The sequence below is a fragment of the Ruegeria sp. HKCCA6837 genome, from assembly GCF_013034475.1.
In the GTDB taxonomy this organism is placed as follows: Bacteria; Pseudomonadota; Alphaproteobacteria; order Rhodobacterales; family Rhodobacteraceae; genus Ruegeria.
The window spans coordinates 14,757-40,359 of record NZ_WQGD01000007.1 but is presented as its reverse complement, the minus strand read 5'-3'; the positions used below and the strand labels follow the sequence as shown (position 1 = coordinate 40,359).

27 protein-coding genes are annotated in these 25,603 nt (G+C 57.3%); 9 read left to right on the top strand and 18 right to left on the bottom strand.

Annotation, left to right across the window (positions count from 1 at the left end; translation table 11 throughout):
• Positions 1-15 precede the first annotated feature (15 nt).
• Complete coding sequence (locus GOV91_RS11720) at positions 16-1,971, bottom strand: AsmA family protein (RefSeq protein WP_171235636.1); 1,956 nt, start codon at positions 1,969-1,971, stop codon at positions 16-18.
• A 94-nt stretch (positions 1,972-2,065) separates the two neighbouring features.
• On the opposite strand from GOV91_RS11720, the gene rimO reads away from it, so the two are divergent.
• Both rimO and GOV91_RS11710 read left to right on the top strand, forming a co-directional pair.
• Positions 2,066-3,454: a 30S ribosomal protein S12 methylthiotransferase RimO gene (gene rimO, locus GOV91_RS11715; protein ID WP_171235635.1), complete on the top strand. Its 1,389-nt coding sequence runs from the start codon at positions 2,066-2,068 to the stop codon at positions 3,452-3,454.
• A 112-nt stretch (positions 3,455-3,566) separates the two neighbouring features.
• Entirely contained in the window at positions 3,567-3,917 is a 351-nt protein-coding gene (locus GOV91_RS11710) for a hypothetical protein (RefSeq protein WP_171235634.1), read from the top strand.
• Between the two features lie 123 nt (positions 3,918-4,040).
• On the opposite strand, the gene GOV91_RS11705 is transcribed toward GOV91_RS11710, so the two are convergent.
• Entirely contained in the window at positions 4,041-4,229 is a 189-nt protein-coding gene (locus GOV91_RS11705) for a hypothetical protein (RefSeq protein WP_170346096.1), read from the bottom strand.
• 228 nt (positions 4,230-4,457) lie between these two features.
• Between GOV91_RS11705 and GOV91_RS11700 the strand changes: the two genes are divergently transcribed.
• Positions 4,458-4,700, top strand: a complete 243-nt coding sequence (locus tag GOV91_RS11700; protein ID WP_171235633.1) for a CDGSH iron-sulfur domain-containing protein — start codon at positions 4,458-4,460, stop codon at positions 4,698-4,700.
• Here GOV91_RS11700 and GOV91_RS11695 read toward each other — a convergent pair whose 3' ends face one another.
• The 5 genes from GOV91_RS11695 to GOV91_RS11675 form a co-directional block, all read right to left on the bottom strand.
• Positions 4,701-4,961, bottom strand: a complete 261-nt coding sequence (locus tag GOV91_RS11695) for a DUF6455 family protein (protein ID WP_171235632.1) — start codon at positions 4,959-4,961, stop codon at positions 4,701-4,703.
• Positions 4,961-5,230 carry a DUF6455 family protein gene (locus GOV91_RS11690; RefSeq protein WP_171235631.1) on the bottom strand — a complete coding sequence of 90 codons (270 nt, stop codon included), beginning with the start codon at positions 5,228-5,230 and terminating at the stop codon, positions 4,961-4,963. Before GOV91_RS11690 ends, GOV91_RS11695 begins: the two co-directional genes overlap by 1 nt.
• 15 nt (positions 5,231-5,245) lie before the next feature.
• Positions 5,246-5,497 carry a DUF6455 family protein gene (locus tag GOV91_RS11685; RefSeq protein WP_171176082.1) on the bottom strand — a complete coding sequence of 84 codons (252 nt, stop codon included), beginning with the start codon at positions 5,495-5,497 and terminating at the stop codon, positions 5,246-5,248.
• Between the two features lie 71 nt (positions 5,498-5,568).
• Positions 5,569-5,937 (bottom strand): YigZ family protein, encoded by a 369-nt coding sequence (locus GOV91_RS11680; RefSeq protein WP_171176084.1) that lies wholly within the window; start codon positions 5,935-5,937, stop codon positions 5,569-5,571.
• Positions 5,934-6,641 carry a M48 family metallopeptidase gene (locus tag GOV91_RS11675; RefSeq protein WP_171235630.1) on the bottom strand — a complete coding sequence of 236 codons (708 nt, stop codon included), beginning with the start codon at positions 6,639-6,641 and terminating at the stop codon, positions 5,934-5,936. Before GOV91_RS11675 ends, GOV91_RS11680 begins: the two co-directional genes overlap by 4 nt.
• 121 nt (positions 6,642-6,762) lie before the next feature.
• Here GOV91_RS11675 and GOV91_RS11670 point away from each other — a divergent pair, with 121 nt between their 5' ends.
• Complete coding sequence (locus GOV91_RS11670; RefSeq protein WP_050604775.1) at positions 6,763-7,011, top strand: hypothetical protein; 249 nt, start codon at positions 6,763-6,765, stop codon at positions 7,009-7,011.
• On the opposite strand, the gene GOV91_RS11665 is transcribed toward GOV91_RS11670, so the two are convergent.
• Entirely contained in the window at positions 6,999-7,304 is a 306-nt protein-coding gene (locus GOV91_RS11665) for a DUF167 domain-containing protein (protein ID WP_254440657.1), read from the bottom strand. The two genes, GOV91_RS11670 and GOV91_RS11665, sit on opposite strands and share 13 nt — an antisense overlap.
• 105 nt (positions 7,305-7,409) lie before the next feature.
• Between GOV91_RS11665 and GOV91_RS11660 the strand changes: the two genes are divergently transcribed.
• Positions 7,410-7,988 carry a nitroreductase family protein gene (locus GOV91_RS11660; RefSeq protein WP_171235629.1) on the top strand — a complete coding sequence of 193 codons (579 nt, stop codon included), beginning with the start codon at positions 7,410-7,412 and terminating at the stop codon, positions 7,986-7,988.
• Positions 7,985-8,683, top strand: a complete 699-nt coding sequence (locus GOV91_RS11655; protein WP_171235628.1) for an EI24 domain-containing protein — start codon at positions 7,985-7,987, stop codon at positions 8,681-8,683. Before GOV91_RS11660 ends, GOV91_RS11655 begins: the two co-directional genes overlap by 4 nt.
• Before the next feature lie 7 nt (positions 8,684-8,690).
• On the opposite strand, the gene GOV91_RS11650 is transcribed toward GOV91_RS11655, so the two are convergent.
• Positions 8,691-8,963, bottom strand: coding sequence for a DUF1467 family protein (locus GOV91_RS11650; protein WP_171091626.1), 273 nt, complete (start codon positions 8,961-8,963; stop codon positions 8,691-8,693).
• Positions 8,964-8,988: 25 nt separating this feature from the next.
• A complete protein-coding gene (gene mce / locus GOV91_RS11645) occupies positions 8,989-9,393 on the bottom strand; it encodes a methylmalonyl-CoA epimerase (RefSeq protein WP_171235627.1) in 405 nt (134 codons plus the stop codon).
• 135 nt (positions 9,394-9,528) lie between these two features.
• Between mce and GOV91_RS11640 the strand changes: the two genes are divergently transcribed.
• On the top strand, positions 9,529-10,248 hold the full coding sequence (locus GOV91_RS11640) for a response regulator (RefSeq protein ID WP_171235626.1): 720 nt from the start codon (positions 9,529-9,531) through the stop codon (positions 10,246-10,248).
• A 181-nt stretch (positions 10,249-10,429) separates the two neighbouring features.
• Here the strand turns inward: GOV91_RS11640 and aspS are convergent, their stop codons facing one another.
• The 4 genes from aspS to GOV91_RS11620 all read right to left on the bottom strand — a co-directional run bounded on the left by aspS (position 10,430) and on the right by GOV91_RS11620 (position 14,682).
• Complete coding sequence (aspS, locus tag GOV91_RS11635) at positions 10,430-12,205, bottom strand: aspartate--tRNA ligase (protein ID WP_171235625.1); 1,776 nt, start codon at positions 12,203-12,205, stop codon at positions 10,430-10,432.
• Positions 12,206-12,284: 79 nt separating this feature from the next.
• Complete coding sequence (locus GOV91_RS11630; protein ID WP_371732309.1) at positions 12,285-12,956, bottom strand: CPBP family intramembrane glutamic endopeptidase; 672 nt, start codon at positions 12,954-12,956, stop codon at positions 12,285-12,287.
• Positions 12,953-13,600: an aminotransferase class IV family protein gene (locus GOV91_RS11625; RefSeq protein WP_171176097.1), complete on the bottom strand. Its 648-nt coding sequence runs from the start codon at positions 13,598-13,600 to the stop codon at positions 12,953-12,955. The genes GOV91_RS11630 and GOV91_RS11625 overlap by 4 nt, the downstream gene beginning before the upstream one ends.
• Positions 13,555-14,682 carry an aminodeoxychorismate synthase component I gene (locus GOV91_RS11620; protein ID WP_171235624.1) on the bottom strand — a complete coding sequence of 376 codons (1,128 nt, stop codon included), beginning with the start codon at positions 14,680-14,682 and terminating at the stop codon, positions 13,555-13,557. Before GOV91_RS11620 ends, GOV91_RS11625 begins: the two co-directional genes overlap by 46 nt.
• Before the next feature lie 178 nt (positions 14,683-14,860).
• Here GOV91_RS11620 and carB point away from each other — a divergent pair, with 178 nt between their 5' ends.
• Positions 14,861-18,205 carry a carbamoyl-phosphate synthase large subunit gene (gene carB, locus GOV91_RS11615; protein WP_171235623.1) on the top strand — a complete coding sequence of 1,115 codons (3,345 nt, stop codon included), beginning with the start codon at positions 14,861-14,863 and terminating at the stop codon, positions 18,203-18,205.
• Positions 18,206-18,227: 22 nt separating this feature from the next.
• Here carB and GOV91_RS11610 read toward each other — a convergent pair whose 3' ends face one another.
• The 4 genes from GOV91_RS11610 to GOV91_RS11595 all read right to left on the bottom strand — a co-directional run bounded on the left by GOV91_RS11610 (position 18,228) and on the right by GOV91_RS11595 (position 24,312).
• A complete protein-coding gene (locus GOV91_RS11610; RefSeq protein WP_171235622.1) occupies positions 18,228-19,532 on the bottom strand; it encodes a glycoside hydrolase family 108 protein in 1,305 nt (434 codons plus the stop codon).
• A 222-nt stretch (positions 19,533-19,754) separates the two neighbouring features.
• Entirely contained in the window at positions 19,755-22,799 is a 3,045-nt protein-coding gene (locus tag GOV91_RS11605) for an efflux RND transporter permease subunit (RefSeq protein ID WP_171235621.1), read from the bottom strand.
• Positions 22,800-22,810: 11 nt separating this feature from the next.
• A complete protein-coding gene (locus tag GOV91_RS11600; RefSeq protein WP_171235620.1) occupies positions 22,811-23,848 on the bottom strand; it encodes an efflux RND transporter periplasmic adaptor subunit in 1,038 nt (345 codons plus the stop codon).
• A complete protein-coding gene (locus GOV91_RS11595) occupies positions 23,845-24,312 on the bottom strand; it encodes a MarR family winged helix-turn-helix transcriptional regulator (RefSeq protein WP_171235619.1) in 468 nt (155 codons plus the stop codon). The genes GOV91_RS11600 and GOV91_RS11595 overlap by 4 nt, the downstream gene beginning before the upstream one ends.
• Positions 24,313-24,471: 159 nt before the next feature.
• On the opposite strand from GOV91_RS11595, the gene GOV91_RS11590 reads away from it, so the two are divergent.
• Positions 24,472-25,596, top strand: coding sequence for a beta-ketoacyl-ACP synthase III (locus GOV91_RS11590; RefSeq protein ID WP_171235618.1), 1,125 nt, complete (start codon positions 24,472-24,474; stop codon positions 25,594-25,596).
• The last annotated feature ends 7 nt before the right edge of the window (positions 25,597-25,603 follow it).

Sequence of the window (25,603 nt, the reverse complement as noted above, 5' to 3'; positions counted from 1 at the left end):
CCAAGCCAAGCAAGCTCAATCTCCGCCAAGCAGCTTGAGCAGACCTTTCTTCGCCTCGTCTTCCAGCTTCTTCTTAAGCGCATCTTCGATTTGATTGCTGTCGGTGATGGTTGTATCCAACTCACTCCCGACCTTCTCAAATACCTTCTGCTTGGCATCGTCTTCCAGTTCCTTGACCTTCACATCTGCCGCCGCCTCGATGACCTTGGTCAGGTCCGGCTTGATCGACGGGTTGCTCCACGGACCAACAATACGAACCGGCACCGAGATACCCTGTCCGGAATTGGCACGAAGCGCTACGGGCGTGAAAAGGTAATCAATATCCCGCGCGCCAAGCCCAACTTGTCCCGCCCCATCAGCGCGATAGTTCTTCAGCGACATCAGCAGGTCTTTGTTAGCCAGAACACCCTGATCCATTGTGAAGCTGCCCGTAAGGCTGTTGAAAACTGTTGTTCCGCCCGATCCGGTTCCTCGCCCCATAAGCCGATCCAGATCGAATCCGGAAATCACCCCTGACCCGACATCCAGATTCCCCTTACCGCTGAGAGAGCGCATGATTTGATCCTCAGACTGGCCAACGCCCAGAAACTCCAGACTGCCCGCAGCCGAGCCGGACAACCGTTCAACCCCGACAAGCGTGGCGAGCGCCTGTTTAAGATCAATCCCGCTGGCCGTGATATTGCCGCCTACGGACAAGCCATTGCGATTGTTGGCAACCATCTGGCCGTTCAACTGACCTGCAAATAATGTGGCCGGATGCATTTCCAGAACTGCGCGTGATCGGTCCAAAGACAGGGTCAGATCACTTTTTCCAAAAGTCATTCCCGGAACTGCGATCGAGTTTGCAGTCAGACGGATTTTACCGTTCGCCAGCGCCAGAACGGATGCATCAATAGGCTCTTTCGACCACCCATCCACTGGCGGTTCACTCGACTTAGACGTGCCGCCCTTGGTGGGTTCAGACTCAGAAATCCGCGAAAGATCAAAATCACCTGTAACGAGTCGCGCCACGATCTTTGGTGGATCCGAGATGGCGATGTCCGCCTCGCCTTTGAAACGGTTGTTATCCAGCTGTGCGGTCATATCCCGCAAAGAAATCCGCCCATCTTGCGTATAGGTCATGTGCGCAACGATGTTGGCCTTTCGGCCCAGCCCCGGTGGAATATACACACCGGCCTGCCCAAATGCGGCAAACATCCTTTCGCTGTCCCGGGCCACAACTTTGGTGGTTCCGTCCATTTCACCAGCCAGATTGACGCGCCCGTCAAACCCGATCTCGCCCCCCGGCGCAGTCAAAGAGAGTTCCAGCGCCGTAACGTCGCCATCGGAAAAGGCAGGCAGGTCCGGGATTTTCAAGTCTACTTCAACGGCTCCGCCAGGCACGGCCATTGTGGCTTGCATGATCATGGGAGATGTGACCTCGGGCCAGCTTGCGGCCAGTGTCACACCAGAAAAATCCATCTGGGTGGCGCCGTTCTCAACGTAAATTAGCCGCGCGTTGGTCAGCTCTAGCTGATCCAAAGTAACCTCACCTGTCGCCTCGTTGGTCCCGGCGGACTCGGTCTTATTTGTGGTCGAAGCAGGTGCAGAGGTGCCAAACTCCCAATTCACCTGGCCTTCAGATGTTTCCAGACGCAACACGGGATTGTCTGCAAAAACACGTTTGATTCGCAGATCGCCTTTCCACAACGCGGCGGCGTCCACGCCAACGGCAAGACTGTCGGCGCTCAGCATCGGCTCGGACTCTGCCCAGCTTGCGTTGCCAAAACGTACCGGGCCGGTTTCCATTCCCAGCACAGGCCAGAAGGACAGACGCACGTCGCCGCTCAGCGTCAGGTCGCGCCCGGTTTGCGCCTTCACCTGCTCGGCCAGAATCGCGCCCAGTTTGTCACCCGGCATCAGCAAAAGCGCGCCGATGACCAGACCCAGAACTGCGACCACAACAAAAAGGATGCGCATCAGCCATTTCATAATCTGCTCTCCGCCTTTTGGCTTATCATTGCCGTGATCATTCAAATCACACGTCACATTTGCAAGGGGAAGCGTTCCCCACTATACGCCCGCCATGACAACGAACCCGCCAAACCTCCGCCCCGACCTGGCGCCAGCCGCCCGGATCACCGAGACACCCCGTTCCGACCAGCCGACCATCGGCATGGTGTCGCTGGGTTGCCCCAAGGCGTTGGTGGACAGCGAACGCATCCTGACCCGGCTTCGCGCCGAAGGATACGGCATCTCACCCGATTATGCCGGGGCTGATGCCGTCATTGTGAACACCTGCGGATTTCTGGACAGCGCCAAGGCAGAATCGCTGGACGCGATCGGAGAGGCCCTGGTCGAAAACGGTAAAGTCATCGTCACAGGATGCCTGGGGGCAGAACCGGATTACATCCGGGAACATCATCCCCGCATTATGGCCGTCACCGGACCGCATCAATACGAACAAGTATTGGATGCGGTGCATGTTGCGGTACCACCCGCGCCCGATCCTTTTGTCGATCTACTTCCAGCCAGCAGCGTGCAATTGACCCCGCGCCACTACAGCTATCTGAAGATCTCGGAAGGCTGTAATCATAAATGCAAGTTCTGCATCATCCCAGATATGCGCGGGAAACTGGCCAGCCGCCCGGCCCATGCGGTTCTGCGCGAGGCGGAGAAGCTGGTCGATAACGGTGTGCGCGAGCTGCTCGTGATCTCGCAGGACACATCGGCCTATGGGCTGGACCGGAAATATGATGTGAACCCGTGGAAAGACCGCGACGTGCGCAGCCATATCACCGATCTGGCGCGGGAGTTGGGACAGTTGGAGGCGTGGGTGCGCCTGCATTATGTTTACCCCTACCCGCATGTGCGCGAGTTGATCCCACTGATGGCGGATGCAGGCTGCAATGTGCTGCCCTATCTGGATATTCCCTTCCAGCACGCTCACCCAGACGTTTTGAAACGTATGGCCCGCCCGGCCGCCGCAGCCAAAACGCTGGACGAAATCCGGGCCTGGCGCGATATTTGCCCGGACATCACCCTGCGGTCGACCTTTATTGTCGGTTATCCGGGTGAGACCGAAGCTGAATTCCAAACTCTGCTGGACTGGATGGACGAAGCGCAACTGGATCGCGTCGGCTGCTTTCAGTATGAAAATGTTGAGGGCGCGCGGTCGAACGACCTGCCCGATCACGTCCCGGCAGAAATCAAGCAAGAGCGCTGGGATCGCTTCATGGAAAAGGCCCAAGCGATTTCCGCAGCCAAACTGGCGGCAAAAGTCGGCCAGACCTTGCAGGTCATCGTGGATGAGGTCGATGACGAAGCCGCCACCTGCCGCACTAAAGCAGACGCACCAGAGATCGACGGAAACTTGTTCATTGACGAAGGTTTCGAAGACCTCAAACCAGGGGACATTGTCACAGTCGAAGTGGACGAAGCCGGGGAATACGATTTGTGGGGGAAACCTGTGTAACCCCTGAAACCCCAGTAGGCACACGCCACATGGGCAAAGCGTGAAGTGAGTTTATTGGCCTAATACGCCGCCACGCCCGATCTTAGACGGAAAGCCAACTACGGAGGTTTTCATGTCTTCTGCCTTTAGACTTAGCTTAAACAGCGTGGTTTTTCTGTTGGCTGCGCAGTTTCTGGCGACGCCCGGTTATGCTCAGGCCAATTATGTCGGATCAACGAGCTTCATTGCGGCAGGCGGCAAGCAACCAAGCTTGCACAAACACGGTCAAATCAAGATCAAGCGGTATTACCTGGCCCCAAAAGCCAAGGTACGCCCCAAGGTTCATCGCAAAAGATCACGACTAACCCTTGGCAACTACACACCAAAGCGGCGCGTGTTCGGGCATATTCCCTACACGTCGATCAAGCGGCACAAATTAAAACCGCATCGGTTCAAATACCCCTACCGTTTCAAGAAGTACTGACCCACCGCGAAACGCGCGCCAACCGGCGTATCGGTAAATACAGGCAAGAAAAAGCCGCCATGAAAGGCGGCGGCAAATGCAAAATGGTGCAGGCGGTCCGGTCTTGGACCGCCTGCGAATAGCTTATTGAGTAACCGGGTTACAGACAGTCTGGCCTGCTTCGGTTGTCGCCAGCTCATACCCACCTGGGCAGCTGGGGGTGCCGGCTTTGTCATAGCTGGGCTGGACGTATACAGGTGTCGGTTCTTCCTGCTGCGCGCAGGCAGTCAGGATCAGAGCAAATGCGCCAACGGCAGCGAGTTTCAGTTTCATGTCCGTCAATCCTCTATTACTTTTCTGATATTGCCCAACTTTTCGGGGCCGTATTCAGAATACGGGTAGAACCTCGATCTGGCAACTGAATCGATCACGACTTTGTGAGTCAGGGCGATTCCATGCCAGTTTTGCCTTTAGGAAAAGCAATTTACTGGGTCGAACCTACCTTTTTGACTGCACTGCTCTAAAGTGTGTCACAACATCAGCCAAAGACGGAGAAGCCACATGTCAGACGCCCCAAGCATTGCCCAGAAATCGCCGATTCCGGTCGAGGTTGTCGAAGGGAAGACCTATTTTTGGTGCTCATGTGGAAAGTCTTCTCGACAACCGTTTTGTGATGGATCCCACAAGGGCAGTGCGTTTGAACCCGTGAAATATACGGCGGATACCAGTAAAAAGGTCTTCTTTTGCGGCTGCAAACACAGCGCGAAACGACCTTTGTGCGACGGCAGCCACAGTAAGCTGTGATCAGGTTTTCAAACCATTCAAGGTGTTGGCATTTGCACAAAAATCCGGGGCGCTGTTGGCCAGCATCTGCTGCTCGGCCAGCCACAATGCACATTGGCCCTCGCAATTTGAAGCCCGGCACCTTGTGACAAGTTCCGAATAACCTTCTGGCGTCAGGCGACCGTCCGCCATTGCCTCGGTCAGTGAAATGCCCATGCATCGCGAGACAGATCGCGTCAGCCAAAAGTGCTTTTCAATCTCACCCAAGGGAACCTGTGCCATCATGCGTCCTCCAATTGCTGCGCTTTCAGTGCAGCGAATCGGTCCCGGTTAGGGCAGGCACTAGGCGCTTGATCGACTTGGTCCCGCTGCTCCAGCCACTCTGGGCAATCATGCGCCCAAGCACAGCCACGGCATTGTTGTACGATCTCAGCCCATTCTTCGTGGTTCAGATGGCCCTTGCGATAAGCCCCGACCAGGTCTGTGCCGGTGGCTTGCCCCATCCGCAGCACAAGCCGCAAATGAGTCATGATGTTGCCCAGACGTGACATGGCATGACCTCCGGGTTAAGGCATGAGTTTATGGAGCAATTCCTGGTTTCGGCAGTATTCGGGCGCCCGCCGCGCGGTTGTGGCCTGGCTCAACAGAGACCGGCAGTGTTGCGGGTTTGGGCAGTCGGTGCATCTTAGGACTGCTTCGGAAATCTGATCCACGGAAACCGAACCGCCAATGGCCGCTTCTTCAAGGTCGATGTCCAGCATTCTGGCCATATCGTCCACCAAACCGGCGTGCAGCCTCAAGGTGTTTCGAGTGGGCATGGTGTTTTCCTTTCCCTTTCGCGCTTTGCCAAAAAGGGTAGTGGAATTGCACCTTGAAACATTGACACAGGTCAAGATTGGACGCCGATGTGATCCAGATAGGCCCGGGTGGCATCCTGAACCCGGCGAAATCGATCCCCGCCCAGCTTCTTGCCGCCATACCACCGCGTGACGATGATCACGTGGTTCTGCAGGCCTGCCCGTTCGATCATACGCAGGATCACCATTCCAGCCCCGCTTTCCCCATCATCTGCCTTGAGCGCACCGGTCGGCAGAGTTGCCGCCCAGGTGTTGTGGGTTGCCTTGGCATAGCTTTTGTCCGACTTCAGGTCATCCAGCACGGCATCGATTTCAGCCCGAGACGCCACGGGTGCCCCTGAAACTGCATATTTCGAGCCTCGGTCTGTCAGGATCATCCCCAAACGCACAAGATCGGTCATTGTGTCAGGCCCAACTTTGCCGCGGTTTCGATCACGATCTGAACACGCTGTGCATTTGGCGGGTGGGTTCCTAGGAACGTGTCGCCGGGATCTGGAATCCGTTCAAAGAACTTTGCCCCAATCAGAGGATTATACCCAGCATTATAGGTTATGATCGTGCCCAACTGGTCTGCCTCCAGCTCGAAATCCTTTACGTAAGCCTGAATGCCGACCTTGGCTCCCTGCTTTTGCGCCGCTTCTATGGCCGCTGCATCGCCGCCGCGCAATTGCTCCCGCCTGCCAAACTCCGCGGCGCTGGCGCTGGCGTTTTCGCTTTGCCGGGCGATGTGCCCCAGCACGTGATGGGCCGCTTCGTGACCCATAACAAAGGCAAGTTCATCGGCGTTTTGCGCGGATCGGATCATAGACTGAGTGAAGATGATTACCGGCTGCCCATTCTCATCGAGTGTTTGAAACGCGTTGGCCTGCGCGCGCGGGTTAAGATCGACAAATATCCTGAACTCGCAATTCTTTCGTCCGGGTTGCTTCAGGCATTGATTACGCGCCTCGGCGCCGATGGCCTGACTGACCTGCTGAAAGGTCTGAACCTCGGCACGGGAACCAGGCTCGTCCCTCAGCCAATCTTCGGATGTTTGCACACGCAGTGTATCCTGCGCACAGGCCGCAAGCAGCAGGGACAACAGTAAAACAAAGCATCTGCGCATGGTGTTTCCTTTGGGCCATTCGAGCCGTCATTTCAACATAGTATGCCCCTTCAGCCGATGCCACAGCCCACAGCGAAAGGAACGGCTTGCATTACATCCCGGTGGCTTGCACTGTGGACACATGTTTTCGATTGAGCATGAATTCGACTCGACGGTCATTACGCTTGTGGACGAAGGTGAGAAACCTTTGCAGGAAGATGTCGTGATCAACAATTTCGCCGAATGTGTCACGCTGGAGCAGCTGGATCCACGCACCGAACAGGTTCAAAAGATCACGCTGTCACCGGAACAGGTACGTGACCTAGCCGCCGCTCTAGACCTTCCCGAAGGCGTTTATCAGATTCGCGAAACCGGACCTCAGGGGTCATAGACAAAGACCTTATTGCGCGCGGTCTGCCCCTGTTGCAGTCTCAACGTTGAAGGCGCAGCGCCAAGACAGCTGGCAAGCAACTGCAGAACCGCCTGGTTGGCTTTGCCGTGCTTGGGCGCGGCGGTCACGAATACCCTGATCTGATCATCTTCGCAGATCACCCGATCCCGCGCTGCCTTGGGCGTCACCGTCACGTTCAATGTTGCCCCGGCCTGTGCGAGCGACTTGAGATCAGGCAAGTCACGCAGGTTGGATTTCGCCATTGTCATCCCTTTTTCCTCAAAGTCTTGCATGACGGGCACCAGAATGGAAATGATCCACGCAACGCATCGGCGCACCCTTGAAACAGGCGAGTTGCCGACCAACATACAACGTCGTGATGTAAAGAAGGTTAACATATGTCCCTGAAGAACCCCGCCGCTCTGGAGTTTTTACAGGCGCGCCGGTCCCGGCCCGCCAAAACACTGATTGCACCGGCCCCGACACGGGACGAACTGCTGCCTCTGCTGACCGCCGCCGCGCGCAGCCCCGATCATGGCAAACTTGAGCCCTGGCGCTTTGTCGTTTTGGAAGAAGGTGCCATGTCGCGCCTGGCGGCAATGACCGAGGCGTGTGGTCAAAAGCTGGGCAAAAGCACCGAAGACATCGCCAAGGCGCGCAGCCAGTTTGACATGGGGCACTTGGCGGTGGCCGTGATTGAAGTGCAAAAACCGTCCGAAAAAATCCCCGCTATTGAGCAATCCTATTCGGCTGGCGCAGTCTGTCTGGCCCTGCTGAATGCTGCGCTGGCGGCAGGTTGGGGCGCAAACTGGCTGTCTGGCTGGCAAACGCATGACCGCGACTTCTGCGCTGAAGCCTTTGGCCTTGCCGAGCATGAACGTGTGGCCGGGCTGATTCATATCGCGACCGAAGGATCGGTACCGCCCGAACGTCCCCGACCCGACGTGGCTGCTTTGACGGAATGGATCACCGAATGATCATCCTGAATGCCTTTTTCAACGCACTCGGACAGATCGGCGATCCGAAGTTCCGGGGTGTTCTGCTGCGCGGCGTTGGTTTGACGATCCTGCTCCTGATTGCCGCCTGCGCTGGGGCGATCTGGTTGATCAACTGGTTGTCGGGAAATGAAATTTCCCTGCCCTTCATCGGCGCTGTGCCCTGGCTGAACGACGTTTTGAATTATTCCGGCATCGTATTGGTCCTGATTCTGCCGGTTTTCCTGATGGTACCTGTGGCCTCAGCGATCACCTCGATTTTTCTGGATGAGGTGGCACAGGCGGTCGAGGACAAGCATTTTCCATCCCTGCAGCCCGCACGGCGTATTCCGGTGTCAGAGGCGGCACTTGACGGTCTCAGCTTTCTTGGCGTGCTCATTGTCGCCAACCTGCTGGCGCTGATCCTCTATGCAATTTTCACCCCGCTCGCGCCCTTTATCTTCTGGGCGATGAACGGGTTCCTGCTGGGTCGAGAGTATTTCACGCTGGCCGCCATGCGCAGGGTCGGGCGCGACGGAGCGCGCAAGCTACGTGCCAAACATGCAACAACCATCTGGGTGGCAGGCACCTTGATGGCAATTCCACTGTCCGTACCGCTGGTCAATCTGATGATTCCAATAATAGGTGCAGCCACGTTCACCCACATTTATCACGCGGTGTCAGGCCCAAGGGCCTGACATTGGGTCAGCGGGGCTCTAGCTGGTTCAACCAGTCGAAATCCCGGACCGAGATCAATCCCGATAAAATAATACCCGCAATGATGGCCCACAAAACCACGGAAATGCCGGTTGTGATCCACATCTTTTTCTTCATGTGATGCACTTCCGGCGCGCCAGCATGGGTGCCGGGGACAATATCACCCAGATCGCCTTGTGTTTTTATGCGAACAGGCAGAACGATCAGCAGCGTCAGAAACCAGATGACTGCGAAAAGTACCAGTGCGGCAGTAATGGTCATTTCAAACCCTCCGGGGTTTGGGGTGTTACACCTGCTCCAGCTCGACCAGGCAGCCGTTGAAATCCTTGGGATGCAGGAACAGCACGGGCTTGCCATGCGCACCGATCTTGGGCTCGCCTGATCCCAGAACACGGGCACCTGTTTCTGCCAGGTGGTCGCGCGCTGCGATGATGTCTTCGACCTCGTAACACACATGATGGATGCCGCCGGCAGGGTTCTTTTCCAGAAACCCGTTGATCGGGCTGTCATCGCCCAGCGGGTAAAGCAGCTCGATCTTGGTATTGGGCAATTCGATAAACACAACCGTGACGCCGTGATCCGGCTCATCTTGCGGTGCGCCGACCTTGGCGCCCAGTGCATTGCGGTATTGCTCGGACGCCGCCTTAAGATCCGGTACGGCGATGGCGACGTGGTTCAGGCGTCCAATCATGTCTCACTCCTGTGTCCTGCTTTTCATGGGTTATGGGGGCTGTTTCGTGAAAGGACAAGTGCGCCAAATCGCGCGTTAACGTCGTGTTAGCCAGAAGTTCCTAGCGTGAAGCATCTGCTGGATAGGAGAGCTGCCATGGACGATTCGGGCCTACTTGCCACCACCACCGTCACGCCCACCGCAACGCGGCCTTTGCTGGGTCAGACCATTTTGGTTGTTGAAGACAGCTGCTACGCTTGCGACGCGATCCGCCTGATGTGCCTGCACAGCGGTGCACGCATTCGCCGCGCGGATTGTTTGAAATCGGCCCGACGACACCTTCAGATCTATCGCCCCTCGGTCATACTTATCGATATGGGCCTTCCAGATGGGTGCGGGGCCGACCTGATTTCTGAGCTGGCCGAAGCAACACCCCGTATCGGTGTCATTATGGGCCTGTCAGGCGACGATACCTACGAAAATCGCGCGCGGGCCGCCGGAGCAGACGGATTTTTGTCCAAGCCAATCAAATCAATGTCTTATTTTCAGAAATCCATTCTGGAACGCCTACCCGAAGACCGGCGGCCAAGCGGCTTACATGCGATCCGGGATGAGGTTATCGAACCTGATCCAATGGCCTATCAGGACGACATGGCCCATATCGCCGATGTTCTGACAGGACCCAACGACCATCACACCCTGGGTTATGCCGCCCAATTCCTGCAGGGCGTCGCACGGGAAGCCGGGGATAACCCTCTGGCAGAAGCTGCGCGTAAACTTGCTTGGTCCCGCGCAAACGGCGCGCCCTTTACCGTGCACGCGGCGCAAGTCGCTGGGATGGTTCAGTCTCGCCTGGAACAGCGAGAGGCGATCTGAAAATGGTGACGGCCTACTTCATAACCGCAACGCTCGTGTGCCTTTGGGCATATCTTCAGACACGTCATGCTGCCCGCAGTATTCGGGTCAACCGAGATCATCTGGAAAACCCACTGGACTAACAGACGGAACGTTTCCAATCGCCAAACGAAAACCGCCCGCTTGATGCGGGCGATTTTTCTTAGTCCTGAGGGATAATGCGTAGACCAAGCTCCATCAACTGATCAGAAGTAGGATCAGAGGGCGCATCCATCATCAGATCTTCGGCACGCTGGTTCATCGGGAACATCATGACTTCGCGGATATTGGCTTCGTCCGCCAACAGCATGACAATCCGGTCGATGCCTGCAGCACAGCCACCGTGCGGCGGTGCGCCGTAGTGGAAAGCGTTGAACAGAGCGCCGAAGCGGGACTTGACCTCATCCTCGCCGTACCCCGCCAGTTCAAAGGCTTTCAGCATGATTTCAGGCTTGTGGTTCCGGATCGCGCCGGACACCAGCTCGTACCCGTTACAGGCCAGATCGTACTGGTATCCGCGCACGTCCAGAGGATCACCATTCAGCGCATCCATGCCACCCTGCGGCATCGAGAACGGGTTATGTTCAAAATCGATCGCGCCTGTTTCTTCGTCTTGCTCATAGATCGGGAAATCCACGACCCAGGCAAAAGCAAAGCGGTCTTTCTCGGTCAGGTTCAGCTCTTCACCGATCACATCGCGCGCTTTGCCAGCGACCTTTTCGAAGGCTTTCGGCTTGCCACCCAGGAAGAACGCGGCATCGCCCACGCCTAAACCCAGTTGCTGACGGATCGCTTCTGTACGCTCGGGGCCGATGTTCTTGGCCAGAGGACCAGCGGCTTCCATGCCTTCGCCCTGATCGCGCCAGAAGATATAACCCATCCCCGGCAGACCCTCTTTCTGGGCAAACGCGTTCATGCGGTCACAGAACTTGCGGCTGCCGCCGGTCGGTGCAGGGATGGCGCGGATTTCGGTGCCGTCCTGCTCCAACAGCTTAGCGAAAATCGCAAAGCCAGACCCGCGGAAGTGGTCAGAGACCACTTGCATTTTGATAGGGTTCCGCAGGTCGGGCTTGTCGGTGCCATACCACAGCGCTGCGTCCTTGTAAGATATCTGCGGCCACTCCTGATCGACTTTGCGGCCGCCTCCGAACTCTTCAAACACGCCGGTCAGAACGGGCTGTATCGTGTCGAACACATCCTGCTGCTCGACAAAGGACATCTCAAGGTCAAGCTGGTAGAAATCGGTGGGTGAGCGGTCTGCGCGCGGGTCTTCGTCACGGAAGCAGGGCGCGATCTGGAAATACTTGTCGAAACCCGACACCATGATCAGCTGTTTGAACTGCTGCGGGGCCTGCGGCAGGGCGTAGAATTTACCGGGATGCAGACGCGACGGTACCAGAAAGTCACGCGCGCCTTCGGGAGATGAGGCCGTGATGATCGGCGTCTGATATTCGCGGAAGCCTTGATCCCACATGCGTTTACGCATGGATGCAACAACGTCCGACCGCAGAGTCATGTTCTGCTGCATCGCTTCGCGGCGCAGGTCCAGATAGCGATAGCGCAGGCGCGTTTCCTCGGGGTATTCCTGATCGCCAAACACCATCAGCGGCAGTTCGTCGGCCGCACCCAGAACCTCTAGCTCTCGCACGTAAACCTCGATCTCACCGGTCGGCAGTTTCGGGTTCACCAATTCGACATCGCGCGCCTTGACGGTGCCATCAATGCGAATACACCACTCGGACCGGACCTTCTCCAGCTCGGCAAAGGCCGCGCTGTCGCCGTCGCACAGAACCTGAGTTACCCCGAAATGGTCGCGCAGGTCGATGAACAGCACGCCGCCGTGATCTCGAACCCGATGCACCCATCCGGACAGGCGGACAGTTTCACCGACATTTGCGGCGGTCAGAGCGGCGCAGGTGTGGCTGCGATAGGCGTGCATGGATCATATCCCTTCGGGCGCAGAATTCGTCGCGCCGATACACCCTGTCAGGCCCGGAAAGTCAAGGCGGGTCGCCTCGTCAAAACGGCCTTTGCACGTTGCCCGAGTAGAAATAGACACCCAGCCCAACCGCAAAGATGATATTGCCCGCAATCGCGTGCAGCAGAACTGCGTAGAAGAATGAGCCGCGCTGCCGGTAAGCCCATGTAAACAGAAGCCCGCCCGCTAAGGTCATGAAGGCAACAATCCAGCTCCAATACATAAGATGCGCGAACGAGAATATCGCCGCATTCAGCAGATAGGCCGCACGCCCCTTTGGCAGGATCGCGTGGTACCGGCGAAAGAACAGAGGGCGGAACAACAGCTCTTGCGGCAAAGCCGACAAAAGCGGATAGCCAACCCAGATGAAGGCCAGCATATCAGGCCGATGGATTGCCAAGAAAAACGCGGTGTCCGGGCGCGTCATCTGGATTAGCCCTACGCAGAAAACCGTCACTACTACGGTGAACAGCAACACCTCGCGCAAAGACCAATTGGCCCATTCATAACGCAGTTCGGCCCAGTGAAAGCCAGGTGTCTGATGCAGCAAAACGATGCCCAGCCCGGTCAGCGCGAACAGCGCCGGAAACATCCAGTTAGGCGGAAAGAGTACGGCAATCAACAGTGGCAGTCCGATATAGAAAAGGCCAAATTCCAGCCTCAGCCGCGGCAGCGCAACCGGCGGTCCGATCATCGTGCTGTCTTTAGTCACGTGTCTATCAGCTCCACCCGGATCAGCCCGCGCAATGAATTGCCTACATAAACAGTTTGCGCGTTTTTCAGGTCGGTCAAGGTCAGCACGGCCTCGGTCACTGTTTCTTTATCCAGCAGTTCTTCGCGCAAAATGCCCGGCAACAGCCCGCAGGACAGCGTAGGTGTCTGGAACCGACCATCGGGCATCTTGGCAAACAGGTTCGTGATCGTCCCCTCGCACAGCTCGCCTAGTTCGTTCAGGAACAGCAACTCATCTATACCTGCCGGCAGAGCCGCCCGTGCCGAGTCGTAAAGCGCACGGTGGGTGGTCTTGTGCCGCAACCAAAGGTCGTTGGACGCCAAACGGTTCTCGGATACGGCCACGCGCCAAACCGGTGGATTCTCAGCCAAGGCACCAATGGTCAAGTCAAACGCACCAGCAGAGTCCAGCGTCAATCGGCAGCGCAGCGCGGTTTCGCCTTTTGCGGCGGTCAGCGCGGCTACGGCTTCTTCCAAGTCAAAAGGAAACCCAAAGACCCGTGCCGTGCGGGCCATACGAGCCAGATGGCGGCCCTGCCGCACGAATCCCTCGTCTGGCCGGAAGGCCAGGGTTTCGATCAGGCGGAAATCAGGCTCATTTGCCGGGCAAAGCGGGCTTTCCATAGCGCCTCCTCGTATTCTGAAGGGGCAGTACTGTCCCAAACGAGGCCACCACCCACATTCAGCGTGGCGCGATCATCCTCAAGCATCAGGGTGCGGATGGCCACGTTGAACTCGGACCGGCCATCCGGCGCGGCCCATCCAATGGTGCCACAATAGATGTCTCGCGGCCAGGGTTCCAGCTCGGCCAGAATTTCCATCGCGCGTATCTTGGGGGCGCCTGTAATCGATCCGCACGGGAACAACGCTGTCAGAATCTCACCCAGCCCCACGTATTTGTGCAACTGAGCACGCACCAGAGAGACCATCTGGTGCACAGTGGCGTAGGTCTCGACCTTGAACAGCTCGGGCACATGCACCGATCCGGGAAGCGCCACGCGGCTGATATCGTTGCGCAGCAGATCAACGATCATCAGATTCTCGGCACGGTTCTTTTCATCCGAGGTCAGAAAGGCCCGACGCAGTGCGTCTTCTTCCAGGTCATCGCTGCGCGGCTGTGTGCCCTTCATCGGACGGGTTTCAATCTTGCCACCTTCGTCCGTGCGGAAGAACAGTTCGGGCGACCGGCTGAGCAGATCCGGCAACCCGTCCTGCTGCACCAGCGCGCCATGCCCCACCGGTTGCCCGGCGACCAGCGCCGCATAAAGCGATTCACTTTCGCCTGAAACCGTCAGGTCAATGGGAAAGGTCAGGTTGGCCTGATAGATATCGCCTGCGCCGATAGCATCGTGCACGGCGCGGAATGCCTGAGTATAGCGCGCCTCATCCCAGCGCGGTTGAAAGTCGCTGACCTCGCCGCTGGACATTGGCAACGCTGCGCGATCCGGCGCGTCGTACACCCCAAAGCACAGCAAAGGCAGACGGCGGTCCTTGGGCAACAGGTTCAGCAGCCGGGGTTCCAACGCGTAACCAAGCTCATAGCTCGCATAGCCCGCCACCCAGGCACCGTTCACGCGCGCCTCATCCAGCGCCGCCAGAGCCTGGGGCACCTCTTCCGCCACATCCGCGCGGATGATCTGAGACGGGCGCTGAAACCGGGTGCCACGCCCGGCCGGTCCCTGATCGAAACGAATACGCACTTGCATCCTCAATTGCCGTAAGGGGCCGTATAGAGGATACTCCGCCAAGTGAAAGAGGGGAAAGCGGCAATTTCGCCCCTGTTTCCGATACCCCTTGAACCTTTTTGCGCGGTCCCTATAACGCAGGACAATTTGGGCACTGGGGCGGTGCCCTGACTCGCGGACAATCGAAGGAACAAGGCCAATGCCGAGAAGAACCGACATCCAGTCGATCATGATCATCGGGGCGGGCCCCATTGTTATCGGCCAGGCCTGCGAATTCGACTACTCCGGCGCTCAGGCGTGTAAAGCCCTGCGCGAGGAAGGCTACCGGGTCATTCTGGTGAATTCGAACCCTGCGACGATCATGACCGATCCCGGTCTGGCAGATGCCACCTATATCGAACCGATCACCCCCGAAGTTGTCGCTAAGATCATCGAAAAGGAACGCCCTGATGCTCTGCTGCCCACCATGGGTGGTCAGACCGGCCTGAACACATCGCTCGCACTGGAAGAGATGGGTGTGCTGGACAAGTTTGGTGTCGAGATGATCGGCGCCAAGCGTGACGCCATCGAAATGGCCGAAGACCGCAAACTGTTCCGCGAGGCAATGGACCGGCTGGGTCTTGAGAACCCCAAAGCGACGATCGTGACCGCACCTAAGAAAGAAGACGGTTCTGCCGATCTGGAGGCAGGTGTGCAAATGGCGCTGGACGAGCTGGAAGAGATCGGCTTGCCCGCGATCATCCGCCCTGCCTTTACCTTGGGCGGCACAGGTGGCGGTGTGGCCTATAACCGCGAGGATTACATCCATTTCTGCCGTTCGGGCATGGACGCCTCGCCGGTGAACCAAATTCTTGTCGATGAAAGCCTACTGGGCTGGAAAGAGTATGAGATGGAGGTGGTGCGCGACACCGCTGACAACGCCATCATCGTTTGCTCCATCGAAAACGTCGATCCGATGGGTGTGCATACCGGTGACTCGATCACCGTGGCCCCTGCCCTGACGCTGACCGACAAGGAATACCAGATCATGCGCAACGGCTCGATCGCCGTTCTGCGCGAGATTGGGGTCGAGACCGGCGGGTCGAACGTGCAATGGGCGATCAACCCTGATGACGGCCGCATGGTCGTAATCGAGATGAACCCGCGCGTGTCACGCTCTTCGGCGCTGGCGTCCAAGGCAACCGGTTTCCCGATTGCCAAGATCGCCGCGAAGCTGGCCGTCGGATATACTCTGGACGAGCTGGACAATGACATCACCAAGGTTACGCCAGCGTCGTTCGAGCCGACAATCGACTATGTCGTTACCAAGATCCCGAAATTCGCGTTCGAGAAGTTCCCGGGGTCCGAGCCCTATCTGACCACCGCGATGAAATCGGTCGGCGAAGCGATGTCCATCGGTCGCACCATCCACGAATCGATGCAAAAGGCGCTGGCTTCGATGGAATCAGGCCTGACAGGCTTTGACGAGATCGAAATCCCCGGCCTGAACGTGGGCGTGTGGGAGGAAGCCGACGACAAAGCCGCTGTGATCAAGGCGATCAGCCAGCAAACGCCAGACCGTCTGCGCACCATTGCACAAGCGATGCGTCATGGTCTGACTGACGACGAGATTTTCGGTGTGACCAAGTTCGACCCCTGGTTCTTGGCCCGCATCCGCGAGATCATTGACGCCGAGCGTCAGGTTCGCAGGGACGGCCTGCCCGTCACCGAAGACGGTATCCGCAAGCTGAAAATGCTGGGCTTCACCGATGCCCGTTTGGGCAATCTGACCGGCCGTGACGAAGACAACGTCCGCCGCGCCCGCCGCAATCTGGGCGTCAACGCCGTGTTCAAACGCATCGACACCTGCGCCGCCGAATTCGAAGCTCAGACGCCTTACATGTACTCGACCTATGAGGCCCCGATGATGGGCGAGGTCGAATGCGAAGCTCGCCCGAGCGACCGTAAAAAGGTCGTCATTCTCGGCGGCGGCCCGAACCGTATCGGTCAGGGTATCGAGTTCGATTATTGCTGTTGTCACGCCTGTTTCGCGCTGACCGAGGCGGGCTATGAAACCATCATGGTCAACTGCAACCCCGAGACGGTCTCGACCGACTATGACACCTCGGACCGTCTGTATTTCGAGCCTCTGACGTTTGAGCACGTCATGGAAATCCTGACCAAAGAGCAGGAAAACGGCACGCTGCACGGTGTGATCGTTCAGTTCGGTGGTCAAACCCCGCTAAAACTGGCGAACGCGCTTGAGGCTGAAGGTATTCCGATTCTTGGCACCACCCCGGACGCCATCGACCTGGCCGAAGACCGCGAACGGTTCCAGGCGCTGGTCAACGAACTGGGCCTGAAGCAGCCCAAGAACGGCATCGCGGCGACTGACGAACAAGCGCTCGATATCGCTGAAGAAATCGGCTTCCCACTGGTCATTCGCCCCTCTTACGTCTTGGGTGGCCGCGCGATGGAAATCGTCCGCGATATGGATCAGCTGAAACGGTACATCAACGAGGCCGTAGTGGTTTCGGGTGACAGCCCCGTTCTGCTCGACAGTTATCTGGCTGGCGCGGTGGAGCTGGATGTCGACGCGCTGTGCGACGGTACTGACGTCCACGTCGCCGGCATCATGCAGCACATCGAAGAGGCAGGCGTTCACTCGGGTGACTCCGCCTGTTCACTGCCGCCCTATTCGCTGTCCAAAGAGATTATCGACCAGATCAAGGATCAGGCGTTCAAGCTGGCCAAAGCGTTGAACGTTGTTGGTCTGATGAATGTGCAGTTCGCGATCAAAGACGATGAGATCTATCTGATCGAAGTGAACCCGCGCGCTTCACGCACCGTGCCATTTGTCGCCAAGGCGACCGACAGCGCGATTGCCTCGATCGCAGCGCGCGTTATGGCAGGTGAGAAACTGGCCAACTTCCCGATGCGCCCTGCCTACAAGGAAGGTCAGGACACCAAGATCGCCGACCAGATGACTCTGGCCGACCCGGATATGCCGTGGTTCTCGGTGAAAGAGGCTGTGATGCCCTTCGCTCGCTTCCCTGGCGTAGACACCATTTTGGGCCCGGAAATGCGTTCGACCGGTGAAGTCATGGGCTGGGACCGCGACTTCCCGCGCGCTTTCCTGAAGGCGCAGATGGGGGCCGGGATGGTGCTGCCGTCGTCGGGTCGCGCCTTCATTTCGATCAAGGACGCTGACAAAGGCAAAGCCATGCTGGAAGCGGCGCAGGTTCTGGTGGATCAGGGCTTTACCCTGGTGGCCACGCGTGGCACCCAAAGCTGGCTGGACGAGCAAGGCGTTGCCTGTGACGTTGTGAACAAGGTCTACGAAGGCCGCCCGGACGTTGTGGACATGCTGAAAGACGGTCAGGTGCAGTTGGTGATGAACACCACCGAAGGCGCGCAGGCGGTCGAAGACAGCAAGGCCATCCGGTCCATCGCGCTGTATGACAAGATCCCTTATTTCACCACCGCCGCCGGAGCGAACGCCGCTGCGCTTGCGATCAAGGCGCAGGCTGAAGGGGATGTAGAGGTAAAGTCGCTGCAGGGCTAAAACTGCCCTGCGCACCCAGCCCTCACACGTTCAAAAACTTCAGCGCGTCAGCTTCGATCGAGTTTGTGCGGTTAGTCCAGCCTTTGCCGAATTTCGGGAAATGGGGCAGGCTCTGATAGTAGTTCAGCCGCAGTTCGCTAAAGCGTCGAATGATATGGGCGGGATCCACGGCCTTGACTGCGGCAAGCGTTATTGGGCCAACTTGGCCATCCTGTGCCACACCTACGATTCGCTGCAAGAGTTTGCCGGATCGGCTTGTTCCCGCATTCACGCCGAAGTCGAACGCAACCAGATCAACGCCCGCCGGAAGATCGTCGCAACTGAGTGCGTTCCAGTAGTTTGCCCGGTATATTTGTTTGGCTTCTTCGACGCTGAGATCCTTTACGTCTTTCTTGGTAATCGGTGCCTTCCGCCAGGATTTCAAAGTATCGAAGGTAATGCCCAGGTTCGTGGCGCCGCCGGGGTCGTCCGGATCGTCGACATAGCCGCCTTCTTTGCTGAGGATGATATCCACGCAGCGGGGAAAATTGTTTTCATTGGCAAACTTCTTCTCTTCCTGCGGCGCAATCACGGTTGGAACTGCCGCGGGCTGATTTGACTTGACCGTATTGACCAGCATCCGGGTGCGCTGTTCTTCTGCTTCGAACTGCTGAGCCTGGGCCTTGAAGTTGTTGATGTCCTTCTGCTTGGACCCTTGCGACGACCCCAGCCAGAAACTGACAACCGTGGCAAAAGCAGCGGTGAGCGCGCCGATCACAATGTTGATTATCTGAAACAGGCGTTCCCCGAATGGGTTATCGGGCCCGCTACTGAACGCTGGCAGGTTCTTTCCCATCAGCAAAAGTCCAAGCACGACAAAGAAGCCCAGAATGATGACGATGGAAATTATGGGTTGCGCCCAGGCCAGCTTGCTTCCGGTTTCTGCAAGTTGGGCGAACCGCCCGCGCGCGTCCTGCGTATCTGCGATTTCCTCTTTGAACACGTTAAATTGCTGCTGCTGATCTTCTTTGTTTGCATCAAGCTTGGCTTGCATAACGCTCAGCGCATGAGTCTGGTTCTTCTCCAGTTGCGCAAGCTCGAAAGCGCGTTGCTCAGCTTCTTCTTTTGCCGCGATCTCGGCCAGCTTCATCCGCAGGTCTGCAGCGACTTGCGGATCCTTGGCCAGAATGTCCGCAACTTCTTCCGGGTCTTCTTTCTTGGTGGTTTCCTTGACTGCACTGATTACTGCGTCTGACACGGTATCAACTGACTGCCTGTGCTTCGCACTCAGCACAGATTTCAGGATTTCGGGCAGGATGTTGGACGCTAAAACGATTAAAGGGCTCATACCAAAACTTCCCCCAAAGTATGTGAATAAACTTATAAAAGGGAACTATAACACAACCGCGCGAAAAAGTCGCTTTCCAGCGCATGTTTACCCCGAATGCGCAGGTCCCAGACAATCTGCGGGGCTGGTCGCCTACCGGCTTCAAGTTGCAAACCCGCGTGGTTCAGGCGGCCTTGCCCAAAACCAACGTGTGGCTTTGGGCATGGACCAGATTATGCAGATTTAGGCCACGACGGTTTCCGATTTTGCCTCTTCCCGCTTAAAGAAAAGCAGGTAGAACACCGGCGCGGCGACCATGGTCAGGACGGTGGCAAAGGCCAAACCGCCCATGATCGTCACCGCCATCGACACAAAGAACGCATCCGTCAGCAGCGGCGCCATGCCCAGAATGGTGGTGACCGCCGCCAGCATCACGGGGCGCAAACGGGATACCGACGCATCAACGATAGACTCGCGTAGGGGTTTGCCCGTGGCGCGGACAAGGTCAATCTCTTCCACCAAAACAATGCCGTTCTTGATCAGCATGCCCGACAGGCTGAGCAGGCCAAGAAGTGCGGTAAACGTAAAGGGCAAGCCGGTTCCCAACAGGCCAATCACCACGCCATTCACCGACATCGGCACCAGCAGCCAGATGATGATCGGCTGGCGGATTGCGTTGAACAGCAGGACCGAGATCAGCACCATGATCAGCAGGCTCAGCGGCAATTGCTTGCCCAGGCTTTCCTGCGCATCGCGTGAGTTTTCAAACTCCCCGCCCCATTCCATCTTGTATCCGGGGGGCAGCTCGATAGCCTCGATGGCGTCGCGGATTTCGGCATGGACCTGCGCGGCCGTCAGGTCGGGTGGGATGTCCGCGCCGACTGTGATGGTCAGAACCCGGTCACGACGATGCACCAGTGTATTGAGCGATTTGTACTCGAAGCCGTCGACCATCTGTTCGATGGGCACAAACTTCTCGGACTGATCCGAATACACCACCTGATCGACGATTGAATAATCCCCATCCGCCGGTCGGCGCAGGATGATCGGGATCAAACGGTCTCGTTCACGCAACACACCACCCGTGATGCCGTCGGTCGAGAATTGCAGCGTGGCGGCGATATCTTCGCGCGTGACACCTGCGGTCTGCGCCCGTTCCGTGGCATAGATCGGCTGCACCGCCAACTCTTGTTCACGCCAGTCGTGGTGAACAAGCAGCGCGTTGGGCGACGCCGCTGCCATACGCTGAACCGCCTCGTCGGCAAGCTGACGCAAAACAACCGGGTCACTGCCCGAGAACCGGGCCTGAATAGGGTCTCCACCACCGGGGCCAAAGACCAGACGCTTTGTGCCGAACTCACCTTCGGGGAACTGAACAGACCCGAACGCTTCCAGATCCGCTTGCAATGCCGGGATGTCATTCAGGCTTTCGGTGCGAATGATCATATGCCCATAACTCGGGTTCGGTTTCTCCGCCGAATAGGTCAGCATGAAACGTGTGGCTCCCTGCCCAACGAAAGTTGTGACGGAAACCACGTCTTCGCGTTCAGCCAACCATTCTTCGAACACCGCCATATCCTTTGCCGTACGCGCAATCGGTGTGCCCTGAGGCAGCTTGTAATGGACAAAGAACAAAGGCGTGTTCGAGTTGGGAAAGAACTGCTGTTTCATCAGCCCAAACCCGGCGTAACACACCACCGTTACTCCAATGAGACCTGCGACAACCAGCCAGCGGAAGCGCAGCGCAAATCGTAGGATCGCGCCGTAGACGCGGAACAGAATGCCTCCGTAAGCATCAATTTCACCTTCTTTGCCTTGCTTGAAGAAGTAGTGCCCAAGCAAAGGTGTCACGGTGATAGCCAGTATCCAGCTAAGCAGCAGCGAAATGCCGATCACCGCAAACAGCGAGAACAGAAATTCACCCGTTGCATCCGGGCTGAGGCCGATCCCTGCAAAGGCCATGATACCGATTACGGTGGCCCCCAGCAGCGGGATCTGGGTTTTCGATGCAACATCTTCGGCAGCATCGCGCGAGGATTTACCGCGCAACATCGCGATTTGCATCCCTTCGGCCACCACGATGGCGTTGTCCACCAGCATCCCCATGGCGATTATCAAGGCCCCAAGCGAAATGCGCTCCATCTCGATCGAGAAAAGCGACATGAACAAGAGCGTACCCACCACGGTCAGTAAAAGGGTTGAGCCCACAACAATGGCCGCACGCCATCCCATGAAGATACCCAGCACGGCAACCACTATGGCCACCGACATGGCAAGGTTCACAAGGAAATCGTTCGAGGCCTGCTCGACCACAACGTGTTGCTGGTAGATCGGCAGGATATCGACACCGAAGGGGATATTGGTGTTCAGGTCGGCGAATTTGGCATCGACCCGCTTGCCAACTTCGACGATGTTTTCCGTTGAAAGCCCGGCGATGCCAAGGGTAAAGGCTTCGGTCCCGTTATAGCGGATCATGATATCGGGATCGTTTTGGCGGGCACGATACACGTCGGACATATCAAAGAGGTTGATCACCTGCCCCTGTGAGCCAACCGACAAACCGGCGATGGCCGACACGCTGTCGGACCCTTCAGCCGTCAAAATAGGTGTCCGACCGTTTTCCGAACGCAGGGAACCCGAAGAATTTACTGAATCCGCATTGGCAATGGCCTCGTTGATCGCTTGAAGCGGGACGTTCTGGTTTACCGAGATCGCCAGATCAGGTTCCACAAAAATCGCTTCGTTGGGCAGGCCCTGTACTTCAACATCCGCCACACCTTCCACGGCCAACAATTCTCGCCGCAGGAACGTGGCCAGATCATGCTTTTCGGCGTCCGAGAAGCCCTCTGCAGTGACGGCATAGAAAAGGCCAAAAACATCGCCAAATCCGTCATTTACAAAAGGCTGGCCAACGCCAGACGGCAAACTTCGGGCGGCGTCGCGCACTTTGGCCCGCAAGCGGGTCCAGATGTCTGGTAGTTCGGAGCCGTCATATGTTGACTTGATCTCAACCTCGATCAGCGATTGCCCGGGTTGGTTGACCGAGGTGATAACGTCCACTTCACCCATTTGCTGAATGGCGGATTCAAGCGGTTCCGAGACCTCCAGCGCCACCTGTTCCGCTGTGGCACCGGGGTATTGCGTGGCTATAACAGCGTTTTTGATCGTGAAGGCCGGGTCTTCCAACCGGCCCAGCGACAGAAAACCCCAAATGCCACCAAAGAGGGCTATGAGTATGATCAGCCATGTGTAAAGCGGCCGATCGATCGAGGCACGAGCGATGTTCATCTGTCAGCACCTCAGTTCGCGAAACCAGTGAACCGGCGCACGGCCTGACCGTCTGTCAGTACAGCGCCGCCAGCCACGACCACTTCGTCACCATCGGACAAGCCCGTTAGCACCCGAACGTCGCCGGTTTGCGTTGGCTCAATGGTCACAGGAACGCGACGAACGGTGCCTCCATCGGCACCGCCCGGGGAGAACACCATAACACTCAGTTCACCCGTAGCATCAGCGACTATTGCTGTCGCGGGCACGATGATGCCTGTACGTTCGTCCTGAACCTGTACGTTCACTGTGACCGACGAGCCGGGGAGAATTTGCAGCCCCTCGGGCGGGGTCAAACCAAACTGGATGCGGAAGGTTTGTCCAACGCTTGAGGTTTCAGCGTCGAATTCACGAATTTCCAGTGGGAAAACCTCGTCACTAACAGGGAATCTGGCGGTGATCGTGATATCGTCGTTCTGGCCTGAGCGCTGGAATAGAATTTCAGGAACATCCACCTCGATCCGTAGTTCGGACATGTCATGGATACGGACAATGGGGGTGCCTGCAGAGACGGTGGTGTAAGCCTCGACCGCACGGCTTGAAACCAGCGCGTCAAAGGGCGCGGTTAGTGTCGCGTGCTCAAGATCGTATTCCGCGTCGCGCAAAGTGATTGCGGCTAGTTGCGCTTCGGTTTCGGCGTCATCCACAGTCACTTGGCTGGCGGTTGTCCCCCGAAGGCGCGACAGGCGCGCGACGGTGCGGTCGGCCTGTTCCTTTTGCAGCCGGGCCCGGTTGAGGCGCAGCTCAAATGGCTCCTGATCCAGTCGCGCGATCAGGCCATCCTTGGGGATCACAAAACCTTCGTTGATGGGCATCTCGACGATCTGGCCTGCCACCTGAAAGGCCAGATCAACAGTCTGACGCGCAGCGACGCGGCCAAAGAATTGGCGGGTGAACCCAGGAGCCGTTTCGCGCACCTCAATAAGTTTCACCGGTTTCGGGGTGTCTTGAGCTGCAATGGGGCTTGCCAGAACGGCCAGTGCAAGGCCGATAGAGTTCAGGAGTTTCATTTCTTCAATCCCTCGGGAATTCCCGTTTTCAACACGTTGTCACGGATTTTGCGCGCCAGTCGCGCGAATTCGGCTGTTTCTTCTTTGTCCAGACCAGAGGCTCTGTGAAAAAGATCTCCGGCCTCGGCCACCAGCATGTTGCGAGCCTCTTCACCTTGCTCGGTCAACACCAGCAACCACGCCCGGCGGTCTTCGGGGTCACGTTTGCGCGTCAGATAACCTGCTTTTTCAAGGGAATCCGCAGTGGCCGTGATCGTTGACGGCACACTCAGCATGTCTGCGGCCAGCACCCCCATGCGCTTTGGCTGATCCAGCTTGATCAGCATGTGGCATTCGGGATGGCTTAGGTCCGTTTCGATACAGTCAAGTGTCTCTTCCAGTTTCCAATACAAAGCATACACCCCCATGATCGCCTGGATCTCGGGGCTGAGACGGCCAAGTCTGGTGCTGATATCGTCTGTCATTAGGAATCTCCGCGCGCGTTACGGGGCGATATACTTCGATTTATGAACTATTCAAGATATGAAGCGGATCTTCCCCGTGCATTCCCTTGGGTCAACATACCTTGATCAAATGACACCATGACTGCATTTTGGGCAAATCCGAAACATTCAGGGCCCGCCATGTATACCCCCGCCATCACCGGTACCGGTGTCTTCACGCCAGAAAACATCATCACCAACGCCGAGCTTGTCGAAGCATTCAACGCTTATGCCGACAAACAGAACGCGAAGAACGCCGAGGCCATAGCAGCAGGTCACATCGAGCCGATACAGCATTCGTCTGAGGAGTTCATCGTAAAGGCCTCGGGGATCGAGAACCGCTATGTGATGGACAAGGCCGGGGTGTTGGACCCCGATATAATGCACCCGTCGCTGCGTCAGCGCAGTGATGACGAGCCTGGGATCATGACCGAGATGGCGATCGATGCCTGCAACAAGGCGCTGGCGCAGGCGGGGCGCACGGCGGCGGATGTTGATCTGGTGATCTGCGCGGCTTCGAACCATGAGCGTGCCTATCCTGCGATTGCAATCGAGATACAGCAAGAGATGGGCATCGACGGATTTGGCTTTGACATGAACGTTGCCTGCTCCTCGGCCACTTTTGGCATACAGGCGGCGGCGGACATGGTGAGGTCTGGATCGGTGCGAGCGGCGCTGGTGGTCAACCCCGAGATCTGCTCGGGTCATCTGGAATGGAGGGACCGCGATTGCCACTTCATCTTTGGCGACGTGGCGACGGCAACCCTGATCGAGCGGATCGAAGAGGCGCAAGGCCCACATTTCGAAATCCTCTCGACCCGTTGCGCCACAACGTTTTCCAATAATATCCGCAACAACAACGGCTTCCTGCGCCGCTCACGCCCGGATGGTCTGATCGACCGGCGCGACATGCAATTCATGCAGAACGGGCGAAAAGTGTTCAAAGAAGTTCTGCCAATGGTCAGCAAGCACATCAGTGACCACATGGAAGCGGAAGGGATCGAAAACACCGACCTGAAACGCCTTTGGTTGCATCAGGCCAACAAGACCATGAACGATTTCATTGGCAAGAAGGTTTTGGGCCGCACGCCCGAGGCCGGTGAGCAACCGAATATCCTTCAGGATTACGCCAACACCTCATCCGCCGGCTCTATCATCGCGTTCTCAAAATATTCCGATGACCTGCAAGAAGGTGACCTTGGTCTGATCTGTTCTTTTGGAGCCGGGTATTCGGTTGGATCGGTCATCGTGAAGCGCCACGCCTGACCAGCAC